This is a genomic window from Microbacterium sp. RU33B (assembly GCF_900155915.1).
Classification (GTDB): Bacteria; Actinomycetota; Actinomycetes; order Actinomycetales; family Microbacteriaceae; genus Microbacterium.
On the sequence record NZ_FTPO01000003.1, the window covers coordinates 445,004 to 457,204 of the forward strand.

Annotated in this window: 12 protein-coding genes; 10 read left to right on the top strand and 2 right to left on the bottom strand. The window is 72.1% G+C overall.

Annotated elements, in window-relative coordinates:
• The first annotated feature begins 8 nt into the window (after positions 1-8).
• From B0B14_RS15405 to B0B14_RS15445, 9 genes are all read left to right on the top strand, one after another.
• Positions 9-917, top strand: coding sequence for an FHA domain-containing protein (locus B0B14_RS15405; protein WP_179085348.1), 909 nt, complete (start codon positions 9-11; stop codon positions 915-917).
• Positions 914-1,987 carry a DUF6177 family protein gene (locus B0B14_RS15410; RefSeq protein WP_076683450.1) on the top strand — a complete coding sequence of 358 codons (1,074 nt, stop codon included), beginning with the start codon at positions 914-916 and terminating at the stop codon, positions 1,985-1,987. Before B0B14_RS15405 ends, B0B14_RS15410 begins: the two co-directional genes overlap by 4 nt.
• A complete protein-coding gene (locus tag B0B14_RS15415; protein WP_076683452.1) occupies positions 1,984-2,265 on the top strand; it encodes a hypothetical protein in 282 nt (93 codons plus the stop codon). Before B0B14_RS15410 ends, B0B14_RS15415 begins: the two co-directional genes overlap by 4 nt.
• Positions 2,262-3,578 (top strand): EsaB/YukD family protein, encoded by a 1,317-nt coding sequence (locus tag B0B14_RS15420; protein WP_076683454.1) that lies wholly within the window; start codon positions 2,262-2,264, stop codon positions 3,576-3,578. Before B0B14_RS15415 ends, B0B14_RS15420 begins: the two co-directional genes overlap by 4 nt.
• Positions 3,575-4,408 carry a P-loop NTPase family protein gene (locus tag B0B14_RS15425; protein WP_076683456.1) on the top strand — a complete coding sequence of 278 codons (834 nt, stop codon included), beginning with the start codon at positions 3,575-3,577 and terminating at the stop codon, positions 4,406-4,408. Before B0B14_RS15420 ends, B0B14_RS15425 begins: the two co-directional genes overlap by 4 nt.
• Positions 4,405-8,361, top strand: a complete 3,957-nt coding sequence (eccCa, locus tag B0B14_RS15430; protein ID WP_076683458.1) for a type VII secretion protein EccCa — start codon at positions 4,405-4,407, stop codon at positions 8,359-8,361. Before B0B14_RS15425 ends, eccCa begins: the two co-directional genes overlap by 4 nt.
• The gene (locus B0B14_RS15435) at positions 8,351-8,731 is read left to right on the top strand and encodes a hypothetical protein (RefSeq protein ID WP_076683461.1); all 381 of its coding nucleotides are present in this window, start codon (positions 8,351-8,353) and stop codon (positions 8,729-8,731) included. The genes eccCa and B0B14_RS15435 overlap by 11 nt, the downstream gene beginning before the upstream one ends.
• On the top strand, positions 8,728-9,297 hold the full coding sequence (locus B0B14_RS15440; protein ID WP_076683463.1) for a hypothetical protein: 570 nt from the start codon (positions 8,728-8,730) through the stop codon (positions 9,295-9,297). The genes B0B14_RS15435 and B0B14_RS15440 overlap by 4 nt, the downstream gene beginning before the upstream one ends.
• Before the next feature lie 61 nt (positions 9,298-9,358).
• Positions 9,359-10,585, top strand: coding sequence for a pyridoxal phosphate-dependent aminotransferase (locus B0B14_RS15445; RefSeq protein WP_076683465.1), 1,227 nt, complete (start codon positions 9,359-9,361; stop codon positions 10,583-10,585).
• Between the two features lie 96 nt (positions 10,586-10,681).
• Here B0B14_RS15445 and B0B14_RS15450 read toward each other — a convergent pair whose 3' ends face one another.
• On the bottom strand, positions 10,682-11,119 hold the full coding sequence (locus tag B0B14_RS15450) for an Rv3235 family protein (protein ID WP_076683467.1): 438 nt from the start codon (positions 11,117-11,119) through the stop codon (positions 10,682-10,684).
• Between the two features lie 107 nt (positions 11,120-11,226).
• Here B0B14_RS15450 and B0B14_RS15455 point away from each other — a divergent pair, with 107 nt between their 5' ends.
• On the top strand, positions 11,227-11,838 hold the full coding sequence (locus B0B14_RS15455; RefSeq protein WP_256714415.1) for a hypothetical protein: 612 nt from the start codon (positions 11,227-11,229) through the stop codon (positions 11,836-11,838).
• 7 nt (positions 11,839-11,845) lie between these two features.
• Here B0B14_RS15455 and B0B14_RS15460 read toward each other — a convergent pair whose 3' ends face one another.
• Positions 11,846-12,127: a MerR family transcriptional regulator gene (locus B0B14_RS15460; protein WP_076683468.1), complete on the bottom strand. Its 282-nt coding sequence runs from the start codon at positions 12,125-12,127 to the stop codon at positions 11,846-11,848.
• Positions 12,128-12,201 lie beyond the last annotated feature (74 nt).

Sequence of the window (12,201 nt, forward strand, 5' to 3'; positions counted from 1 at the left end):
TGACGGCGGTGTGCGCCCGATGCGGTGAGACCCTCGTCATCGGTGCGGCGCGCTGCCCGGCGTGCGACGGTGCGATCGCCGGTGCCGTGCTCGACCCGGTGCTGGTCGGACCCCTCGCGGGCGGCGCCGCCCCCGCATCCCCCGTGCGGCGCGCGCTGTCCTGTGCGATCTCGCTCGCTGCGCCTCTCGTGGTGGCCGCGGGGATGCTCGCCGCGACGCTCAGCCTCGGGGTGCCGGCGGCCCTGCTCTTCGGCCTCCTGGCCGGAGGGGTCGCGGGTGCGGTCGAACTCGTGGGGTGGCTGCGGTCCGGACGCGCGCTCGGCGGACTGCTCACCTCCACCCGCACCGTCCGAGCGGACGACGGAACAGCGCTGTCGTGGCGTGGGCTGGGGCATCCCTTCTCCCGCAACGCCCGCGGCATCCCGGCGCCCGATGCGCCCCAGGGACCACTCGGCCGCTTGTTCGGATCGACCACCGTCGTCGTGCGCGGCGACTCCGATCCGCTCGCACTCGCGACCCGTGGCATCGCGACGCTGCCTCCGCGCATGCCCGGCATCGTGGCGCGCGACATCCATGCGCCCGCCCTCACCCTCGTCTTCGACGGACGGATCCGGATGCCGCTCGTGCGCAGCGTCGTGCTCGGACGCAACCCCCCACCGGTCGGCGGCGACACCGTCGTCGTGTCGCTGCCCGACATGTCGCGCTCGATCTCGAAGTCCCACGTGCGCGTGGATCGTATCGACGGCCGTGTCTTCGCGCAGGACCTCGGATCGACCAACGGCACGCAGCTGGTCGAAGGCGATCGCACCGTCGATCTGCGCCCCGGCGAGCACGTCGAGGTGACTCCCGGCGCGCACCTGCTGCTGGCCGGCCTCGTCCTCCGCGTCGACGCACGCGAGGGGAGCGCGGCCGCATGAGCGCTGCGAAGCCGACGTACCCGCATCCGCTCCTCGATGCCACGGCGACAGGTGTGGTGATCACGCGTTCCTCCGCTGCCCGGGTCGCCCTCGGTGCCGGAAGGTCCGATTTCTTCGTGGCGGCCCAGCGCCGCGGGCGCAGGCCCGTGCTCGTGACATCGTCCGACGCCGTGCTGAGCGACAGCCTCGTGCGGGTGCTGCAGGAGTCCGGCGGGGCATGGGGCGTCGCCGAGGGCGATACGGCGTGGGACGGACTCACCGGGCGAAGACTGCGCATCCCGGAGGCGGCGGACCGCCGCCCCGCACTCGGTCCGGAAGACCTGCATCCGTCGTTCCTCGAGCCGGACCCCGCAGCGCAGGCGTTCCGCGTGCGATTCTCCGCCGCGCGCCGACACCGCAACGCGCTCGAGACGATCCTCGGCGGCGACATCGAAACCCTCGCCGAGGCGACCGCCGGTGTCCTGCCGGTCGGCTGGGGACCGCACGAGCCGTCCGGATCACCGTGGAATCGTGGTGCGCTGACCACTCATGCGCGCGAGGCCGGCCAGCCGACCCGCTACCTCGTGGCAGGTCCCCGCGCCGCGCACGAGATGCACGGGTCGATCGCGGTGCACCGTACCCGCCACGGCATCGAGGAGCTGAGCGAGCTGGTCGTCGCGCTCGGCGATGAGGCCGATCCCGACCTCCCGCCCCGCGTGTCGGCCGTGGCCGGTGCCCTGGCGGCGCTTGCGCCCGGCATCCCCCTCTTCGCATCGGCCTTCGCCGATCCCGGCCGCGCCGACCTCTTCCGCGCACCGCGGATGCCACGGCCGGGGTGGCCTCTCGCACTCCTGATCGGCGCCCCGGGCGTGCGGGCTCTCGACGTCGACGTGAACGCACTCGCGGCCCGGCACGCCGGGATCCTGCTCGGCACGCGCCGCATCCCGTCCCTGCTCATCGACCTGACCGACCGCGATCCCGTCACGGCGTGGGCGCACCTCCGCTCCCTCGCCGACGACCTCGGTCCCGAGCGGCTGACCGCCGCCTCACCCGTGCTGTCCGGGCTGCTCTTCGGAGGTGCGACGCGATGATCGATCGGGATGCTCTGCTGCTCGAGGCCGTGCGCGTCCATCGCGAGCGGCTCTCGGCGGCGCTCGTGTTCGGGCCGGTCGCCGCCCGACGATCGGTGGGCACGAACATCCAGCGCTTCATCGGCAGCATCGTCGTGGCCGCGGTGGTGTGCGCCGTGTGCGTCGCCGTGTCCTTCATCGGCAGCGTCGTGGCGCAGCAGGAACGCGAGAGGCAGGAGCAGGATCGCGCCGCCGTCGTGTGGGAGGCGCCGCCGCGTCCGGGGGAGGACTGGATATGACGTTCACGCGACTCACCGTGGTCGGAGCTTCGCGTCGAGCGGATGTCGTCGTGCCCGACGATGAGACGTTCGCTGCGCTCCTGCCCGATCTCCTCGATCTGCTGGGGGAGGCGTCGCACTTCACCGGAGCGCCCGTGAGACTCGTCCGCCGCACGGGCGAGCAGGTGGAGCTCGCGGCGACCCCGGGGGAGCTCGCGGTGGTCGACGGAGATGTGCTGCGCATCGTCCACGAGGAGGAGGCCCCACCCCCGCCGGAGGTCGCCGATGTCACCGAGGTCGTCGCCGAAGCCCTCGTGGGTCGCGGCGATCGGTGGGGTGAGACGGCGCGATACGTCGTCGGTGCGCTCGCGGTCGGTGTCGCCGCTGTGCTGCTCGGGTACGTCGCGAGCCGGGGACTCGACGATTCGAGCGCCGTCGCCGTCCTCGGAGGCACGTGGATCGCGGCGCTCGTCGTCGCCGTCCTCGGCGGTCGGCTGCGGCGTCCCTGGACGAACACGTGGGCCACGGCCGTGGCGCTCGGACTGTCGCTCCCGCTCGCGCAGGCCGTCCCCCTCGAACCCGGGGCGACGGGGTTGCTGCGCAGCGCCCTCCTCGCCGTCGTGCTCGTGTCTGCAGCGCTGGGCGTGGGCTTCGGCATCGCGCGTCGCCGGACCGCGCCCGCCTGGGGCGCGCTCGCCGGCGTCGGCGGGGCCGGCACCTGGCTCGCCCTCTCGTACACCGTGCTCTCGCCGACCGCGTCGGCAGGACTCGTGGGGCTCGCGGCGCTCGTGGTCATCGGCATCCTCCCCTCGATCGCCCTCGCCACGTCGGGCCTGTCGACACTCGACGACGCCGCGATCGCCGGCGAGCTTCCATCGCGGCCTGCCGTCGCGACATCGCTGGAGGACGCCTACGCGAGCCTCGCCTGGCTGAGCGCACCCCTCGCGCTGACGGTCGGCGCGGCGGCCTGCCTGCTCGCGCTGTCGGGAGAGCTGTACGCCCTTCTCCTCGCGATCGCGATGGGACTCGTGCTCTCGCTGCGTACGCGGCAGTTCCCGCTGACGGTCCACGTGGCCCCGCTCTGGGCGGCCTCGGTCGCCGTGCTGATCGCCGTCTCGGCCTCCCCCTTGCTTCCCGGCTGGGCGGGCATCGCGATGCTGATCGGTCTCGGTGTGGCCGGGGTCGCGCTGGCGGGCATCCGTCCGACCGCGCATGCGCGGGTGCGTCTGCGCCGCTGGGGCAATGTGCTGGAGCTCTTCGCCGTGCTCGCGACGGCGCCGCTCCTCCTCGGCGTGCTCGCCGTCTACCCCGACCTGCTGCAGGTCTTCCCATGACCCTTCCCGTGAGCCGGCCCGCCGCCGCGCACCGGCCGGTCGCCGCGGGCGCGTGGGGGTGGGCAGAACGCCAGCGCGTCCTGGTGGACCTCGATCGCCGCGTCCGCACACCCATGGCGACCAGTCGTCGCATCTCGCTGCTGTCCTTGGCCGGAGGCACGGGCACGTCCACGATCGCCGCCGGCACGGCCGCGGTCGCGGCCCGGCGGCGCGGCACTCCCGTGCTCGCCGTGGACGCCTGCGGTGCCGCAGAAGGCCTCGCCGCCGGTCTCGGGTTCGCGCCGGACCAGCGCCTGACACTCCCGGATCCGGTGCGCGCCGACCCGCAGACGCTCGCGGAGGCCTCGCACGGGCTCCCGCCGCGAGACCATCTGCGCTACCTCGGCCTCGGCCATCCCGCGTCGGCATCCTGGCCCGCCTCCGTCGAGGAGTGGCGGGCGTCCACGGCCTCCATCGGGCGCTTCTTCCCGCTCGTCTTCACCGATTGGGGACGCCGCCGCGACCTGCGCGACATCGCCGACATCGCCCGCGCTTCGCACGCCGTGTGCCTCGTCGCAGACGCCGATCGCGCAGGACTCGCCGGAGCGACCTCGCTCGTCGCGGCGATCCGGGGAGAGTCCCACCGACCGGACGTCGTGGTGGTGCTCGTCGATCGCGCTCGGCGCGGGGCGGCCGCAACCCGCCTCCGCCTCGGTGAGAGCGACGGGCGCGTGCTGCGTGTGCCGTTCGATGCGGCACTCGCCTCCGGGAGCGCGCCGTCGCGGCGCACCCGCCGCGCGATGCTCGCCATCGCCGCCGAACTCGTCGAGGGCGCAGGTGCACGCGCATGACCGTGCGGATCGTCCACCGGCCGGCACGCATCGTGCATCCGCCGCAGGCGCCCACCTCGAGCGAGGTGGCCGCTCCGCCGCGCGCCCCCGATGATCCACGGGGCTTTCCGCTGCAGATGCTGCTGCCCGTCGTCGGCGCGATGTCGTCGGTCGTGATGATCACGGTGCTGCGCACCAATCCCGTCATGGTGCTGGTCGCGGCGATCATCTTCGTCGTCGCGGTCGTCGGCGGCCTCGGCATGGCGCTGAGTCAGCGCGGTCAGGCTGCGCGTCGCCGTCGGGTGCAGCGCGAGAACTTCCTCGGATACCTCGAAGATCAGCGCGGCGAACTGCGCCGCCAGGGCGATGCGGTGCGCGAGTGCGCCCTGCTCGCGTCACCTGCGCCCGATGCGCTGGCCGACATCGTGCGCGATCCCGCCCGCCGCTGGGAGCGCCGCCGCCGCGACGCGGATTTTCTGCGGCTGCGCGTCGGCAGGGGACCGGTCGACTGGCACGCCCTCACCCTCCCCGTCGACACCAACCCCGTCGAACCCCACGACGAACTGCTGCGCGGTGAGCTCGCCCAGTTGCTGCGGCACTACTCGGTGGTGCACGGGATGCCGGTGACGCTCGATCTGGATCGCGTCGGCGACGTGTCGATCGTGGGGCCGCGCATCCAGACGCTGGCGATCGCGCGGGCGCTGTTCGTGCAGACCGTCGCCTTCCATGCCCCCGATGACGTCGCGATCGCCCTCGTGTTCCCGCCGGAGCGGAGCGCCGACTGGGCGGGGCTCGACGTCGTGGGCCATGTTCAGGACTCCGACCTCTACGACGGTCCGGTCGCGGTGCGCCGGGTCGCCCCGACGATCCCGCGACTGTGGGCGCTGCTCGCACCATGGCTGAAGGAACGGTCGGATGCCGTCGCCGCCGAGAAGCGCACGGGGCGTCGGGGAGCGGCGGAGCGGATGTCGAGGCTCGTCGTCTTCGTCGACCACGGTGCCGACACCGCCCACGCCCCGCCGTCACCCGAGCGCGAGGCGTCGCTGCGCGAACTCGGCATCACGATGATCCATCTGGTGGATGACCGGCTCAAGGAGCCTTCCGAGGTGTCGGTCCGCATCACCGCGACAGCGGAGGCCGTCGTGGTCGACGACGTGCGTGTCGAGCAGCCCGCCACCGGCATCCGTCCCGACACACCGACGCTCGGCGAGACGGCGGCGCTCGCCCGCGCTCTGGCGCCCCTCCGCCTCAGCCGCGCCGACGCGCGAGAGGCCGATGCCGCCGATGCCGTCGGGGTGCTCGAGGCACTCGGCTACGCGTCGCTCACGCCCGACGACCTGCGGGCTGCCTGGCGGCGTCGCCGCTCGGATGCGGAGTTCCTCCGGGTCCCGATCGGCGTGGACGACGCCGGAGAGCCCGTCGAGCTCGACCTCAAGGAATCAGCCCAGCTCGGCATGGGCCCGCACGGCATCGCGATCGGTGCGACGGGCTCGGGAAAGTCGGAGCTGCTGCGCACCCTTGTGCTCGGTCTCGCACTGACGCATCCGCCCGACGACATCGCGATGGTTCTCGTGGACTACAAGGGCGGTGCCGCGTTCGCGCCGTTCAGCGCCCTTCCCCACGTCGCCGGCGTCATGGACAACCTCGCCGATGACGCCCAGCTCACCCGTCGCGCACAGACGAGCATCGCGGGCGAGGTGCGACGCCGGCAGGAGATGCTGCGCGATGCCGGCTCGATCGCGTCGATCAGCGCGTACCGCGCGATGCGCGATCAGCATCCGGAGCTCCCGCCGATGCCGCACCTCCTCCTCGTCATCGACGAGTTCGGCGAACTGCTCACGGCTGAGCCCGACTTCGTGGACCTTCTGCTGACGATCGGCCGCATCGGCCGCTCGATCGGGGTGCACCTCCTCCTGTCGAGCCAGCGCATCGAGCAGGGCAAGCTCCGCGGCCTCGACACCTACCTCTCGTACCGGATCGGGCTGCGCACCTTCTCCGAGAGCGAGAGCCAGGTGATCCTCGAAACCAACGACGCGTACCACCTGCCCGCGATCCCCGGCTACGGATTCCTCAAGGTCGACACGACGCAGTACACCCGGTTCCGGGCGGGGTATGTCTCGGCCCCGCTGCCCGAGCCCTCCGAGCCGGATCCCGACGAGCGTGCCACGGCGCTCGCGCTGCCGGTCTACAACACGATCGAGGCGGATGCCGCCGGAAGCCCGACCGACGAGGCCGAGGCCCGCATCGCCACCCCGGCACACGTCGGGCGGAGCCTGATGGACACGGCCGTCGAGATCCTGCGCGACGCGGACCAGCCCGTCGCTCCCGTGTGGCTGGCGCCGCTGCCCACGAAGTTCGCCTTCGAGCGCGTCCGGGGTGCACAGCGCCCTGGAGCGCTGATGGTGCCGATCGGGCTGCTCGATGATCCGCGCCGCCAGCGCCAGGATGCGTGGATGCTCGACCTGACCAAGGGCGGCGGCCACCTCGCCGTGTTCGGTGCACCCCAGACCGGACGCTCCACGGTGCTGCGCACCCTCGCGCTCAGCCTCGCGCTCACTCACACGCCGGACGAGGTGTCGATCTACGGTCTCGACCTCTCCGGTGGAGGCCTCGCCCGCGTCGAGCCCTTCCCGCACGTCGGCGGTGTGGCGACCCGTTCCGACCGCGAGCGGATCGGACGACTCCTCGACGAGCTGCTCACCATGGTGCGCGCCCGCGAGACGGTCTTCCGAGAGCGCGGCATCGATTCGCTGCCGGTGCTGCGTGCGCGCCACGCGCGGGGAGAGGTGCCCGAGATCGTCGCGCCCGACGTCGTGCTCCTCGTCGACGGCTTCGCCCAGCTCCGCGGGGAGTTCGAGGAGTTCGAGGAGCGGCTGATGGAGCTCCTGGCGCGCGGCGGGTCCTTCGGCATCCATCTCGTCCTCGGCATGAATCGGTGGAACGACCTTCCGATGCGCCAGCAGTCGCACATCGGACAGCGCATCGAGTTCCGCCTCAACGATCCGATGGACTCCCAGGTCGGGCGCAAGATCGCAGACACGCTCAAGGAGGCGGGGCCCGGGCGCGCGGTCACGGACGACGGACTGTTCGGTCAGGTCGCGCTCCCTGTACAGACCGTGGTGGACGACGAGGAGATCGGACCGGCCCTCGAAGAGCTCGCGCAGCGCTTCGCCGAGAGCTGGAGGGGACCCTCGGCTGCCCCGATCCGGCTCCTGCCCGACGTGCTCGATGCCGCGGACCTCCCCGATGGTCTGGACGAGCCCGACCGTGTGCCGATCGGTGTCCGTCAGGACGACCTCGGCTGGGAGTACTTCGACCCCCGCCTCGAGCAGCATCTGCTGGTGTTCGGCGATGCGGGCAGCGGCAAGTCGTCGTTCCTCCGCGGGGTCGCGGAGGGATTCCTCGAGCGCTACACCGCCGACGAGGTGGTCTTCGCCGTGATGGACGTGCGCGGCCACGTCGCACCGGTCGTCCCCGAGGAGTACCTCGGCGGCCACGCCGCGAACGCCCGGCAGGCGATGGCGCTGTCGGCGTCGGTCGCCCAGGAGCTGCAGCGGCGGAGCGATCCCGCCGAAGCGGCGCAGAAGCCGGGTCCGCGGGTCGTGGTGCTGGTCGACGATCACCACATCCTCGGCTCGGGCGGCGACGACCCGCTCGGCCCGCTGATCCCCTTCCTGCCGTCGGCGCGCGACCTGCGCCTGCACGTGTTCCTGACCAGGCCCGTCGCCGGTTCCACGCGCGCATCGTTCGATCTCGGCCTCCAATCGCTGCGCGAGACGGGAGGCACGGGAATCGTGATGTCGGGTGAGCGGTCGGAAGGACAGGTGTTCCCGCGGGTGTACGCGGAGCAGATGATCCCCGGGCGCGGGCGCATCGTCCGGCGAGGGCGTCCGCCTGCGGTCGTCCACCTTGCGCACTTCCCGTCCCGCGACGAGCAGCCTGTCGACGGCGCAAGGAGCGACCATGCCTCGTGAGTTCGTTCTGGTCACACGCCGGATGCCCGACACCGACGACCTCCGTGCAGCCGCGGCGATCTGCGGGGTGGAGAACGCGAAGATCGCTCGGGCCCGGGACGGCGCCCTCGACCTCGTCCTCGACGTGGCCGATCGCGTCGTGCTCTCGGTCGAGTACACGCAGGTCGTCGCGGTGCCCGACGAAGTCGAGCGTCTCGCTCCGGCCGCCGCGGCCGTGCTTCCGGGAGAGGTGTTCTGGACCGAAGCGTGGGCGCGCGACGACTCGTCGGCCGGGAGCACTGCGTCGGCCGAGATCGGCGCGCGGGTCGCGGCTGCGCTCGCCGTGCGGTGCGACGGAGTCTGCGTGCTCGAAGACGGGTCGCTGGCGTGACGCCGATCACAGATGTGCCGTCGGCCCGCTCCGGCGACCAGATCGAGTCCCGCCTGGTCGTGGCGGGCGTCGGCGGCGGCGAGGGGGCGAGCACCGTCACGGCGCTGCTGGCCACGCTCCTCGCCGACGCCGAGGGGCGGGCCCGTGCGGTGCTCTCCCGGGCAGACGATCCGATTGGAGATCGGCTGGACTTCGCGCCGGGGGAGGACGGAGTCATCGCGGATGTCGGTCCGCACGGCGCCGATGAGACCCTCCGCCCCGGTGACGTCGCGATCCTCGTGTGCGCGGCCACCACGGGCTCGATCGAGCGTGCCCGTGCGCGCCTCGTCGATGCGGATGCCCGAGGCCTCGCCGCCGCGGCCCTCGTCGTCTGCGCACGCACGCCCGCAGAGCAGCGAAGCGGCCGGGTCCGTGCACGACAGGCGGCACTCGTCGATCGCCGTATCGTGCCGCTCGCCTTCGACCCGGCGCTGGCCGATGGCTCTCGTGTCGATCTCGACAGGCTGGCGCCCGCCTCGATCGAGGCCGCGCGCGCGATCCTCGGACTCCTGGGCATCCCGCGCTGACCTCTGACGGCGGTCCACCCACGGTCGACCGGCCCGCTGCGCGCCCGGGTATCCTGAGCCGATGAGTCCCCGCCGCACCCTCGATCAGTCGAGCAAGCTGAAGAACGTCCTCTACGAGATCCGCGGACAGGCTCTCGTCGAGGCCGACCGGCTCGAGACCGAGGGCCACACGATCCTCAAGCTCAACACGGGCAACCCGGCCACGTTCGGCTTCGAGGCTCCGTTCCAGATCGTCCGCGACATGATCGAGGCGATTCCGAACGCGCACGGCTACAGCGACAGCCGCGGCATCCCGTCCGCCCGCCGGGCCGTCGTCTACCGCTACGAGCAGGACCCGACGTTCCCGCGATTCACGCCCGACGACGTCTTCCTCGGCAACGGCGTGTCCGAGCTCATCACGATGGTCATGCAGGCGCTCCTCGACGAGGGCGACGAAGTGCTCATCCCTGCGCCGGACTACCCGCTCTGGACGGCCATGACGAGCCTCGGCGGAGGCACGCCGGTGCACTACGTCTGCGACAACGACAACGGCTGGCAGCCCGATCTCGACGACATCCGCTCGAAGGTGACGCCCAAGACCAAGGCGATCGTCATCATCAACCCGAACAATCCGACCGGTGCCGTCTACACCCGCGAGACGCTCGAGGGCCTCGTCGAGATCGCGCGCGAGCACTCGCTGCTGCTGCTGTCCGACGAGATCTACGACCGCATCCTGTTCGACGGGGCGGAGCACATCCCCACCGCCTCCCTCGCGCCCGACCTGCTCTGCTTGACGTTCAACGGACTCTCCAAGACCTACCGGGTCGCGGGGTACCGGTCGGGGTGGATGGTCGTGACCGGTCCGAAGTCCCACGCGAAGGGATTCCTCGAGGGCATCACGCTGCTGGCATCCACGCGGCTCTGCCCCAACGTCCCCGCCCAGCACGCCGTGCAGGCCGCGCTGTCGGGTGTGCAGTCCATCGACGCGCTGATCGGGCCGTCCGGTCGCCTGCACGAGCAGCGCGACACGGCGTGGGAGGGTCTCGAGAAGATCCCCGGCGTCTCGTGCCACCGCCCCCAGGGCGCGCTGTACGCCTTCCCGCGTCTCGACCCCGACGTGCACGAGATCCACGACGACCAGAAGCTCGTCCTCGACTTCCTGCTCGCCGAGAAGGTCCTCCTGGTGCCGGGGACCGGCTTCAACTGGCCCACCCCCGACCACCTGCGCATCGTCACCCTGCCGGAGGCACGCGTCCTGGCCGAAGCCGTCGAGCGGCTCGGCAACTTCCTGTCGTCGTACCGGCAGTGACCGGGACGGATGCCGCGGCATCCGTCGACACGGAGTGAGGAGCCCGGACGGGCCACGCCGTTGTGACCTGCCCGGGGATCGCGGAGCGCTGCCGGTTCAGAGCAGCGCGAGAGAGGTGGCGCGCCAGCGCCGGTCCATGCCCTCGAGCCTCAGCGCGACCGCACGAGTGCGCGCTGGGCCGCGGACGATCACGACGGCTTCGACCACGCCGTCGGCGGGGGAGGACTGGTGCACCGACATGATCTGGTGCACCGTCCGCGTGGCGGGAACGCCGCGGGCGCTGCGGGCGCGCGTGGCGAGGTTGGCTCGCGTGACGAGCTTGCGGTACGCGTCCTCGGTGAGCCACCGCGCGAGCTGGTCGACGTCGCGGACACCCGCGAACACCTCCAGCACGCCGCGCGTGAGGTTCACCACGAACGGCTCGGGGCTCGGAAGATCATCGGAGGACGTGCGCTGCGGTGCGAAGTACTCGGAGAGCTCTCTCACATCGGCGGGGGCGAATGCGCGGGCAGTGGCCGCGGGCGACGGTGCCATGGGTGCCTATCTCGACAGGGGGATGTCTTGCGGAAAGTAGAACACACCGACGGCGCAGGTCAAAAACGGACGGACGCCTGTGGATAAGTCGTGATCGACTCGTAATCGTGGCCTACTCTCGCGGGGTGCGCTGGGATCGCTTCTTCGAGGACCTGGAGGATCAGGTCGCCTCCGAATGGGAGGCCGAACGCGCTGCGCTCGACACCGAGGCCGAGCGGCTCCGGCTGTCGAAGGTGGGACTGCGGGCGCGACTGGAGGCGCTGGCGGCGACCTCCGTGTCGATCGAGTTCGTCGACGGCACGGTCGTGTCGGCGGAGGTCAGCGGCGTGGGTGCCGACTGGGTCGCACTCGCGCCGCAGGGTGCGAGATCCGCGGCGATCGTCGCCCCGCTGGCGGGCGTCGTGAGCATCGCGATGCCCCACGCCGACGTCCTGCGCAGTGCCCGGCCCCCGGTCGCGGCGCGCTCGCCGCTGGCCGATCGTCTGACCTTCGGCTACCTCCTGCGCGACCTCGTCCGCCGCCGCACCGCGGTCGCGATCCAGCTCGCCCACGGCCGGCTGCTGACCGGCACCGTCGATCGTGCGGGCGTCGACCATCTCGACATCGCCCTGCACGAGCCCGGCTCTCCACGCCGGACGTCGGAGGTCACCGGGCACCGGCTCGTCCCCTTCGCCGCCGTCGCGTGGGTGCGCATCGACGGGGGCGTCGATCTGCTCTGACGCGGGGTCAGTCGGCGTGGCGGACCGGCCCGGTGCCCCACAGCTCGGGGAAGCTCGCCTCGCTGGACTCGCGCCACAGCGCCATGCGGCGCTCGGCCTCGATCTGCGCCGCGAGATAGTCGGCGACGCTCTGCTCGTCGATGCGCAGCCGTGCGGGGGACCCGACACGGACTCCGCGCAGCTGAGTCTGCTCGACGAGATCGACGACCTCGTCGATCGAGATGCCCAGCACCTCCGCGACCGCCGCGGGCGCGATCAGGCGCACGGCGGAGACCTGGGGCTCGGGCATATCCACCATTATGGCGACCCGAGGGGGTGAGCGCAGGGGGTGAGCGGGGCTTGTGGATAATCCGGAGGCGTGTC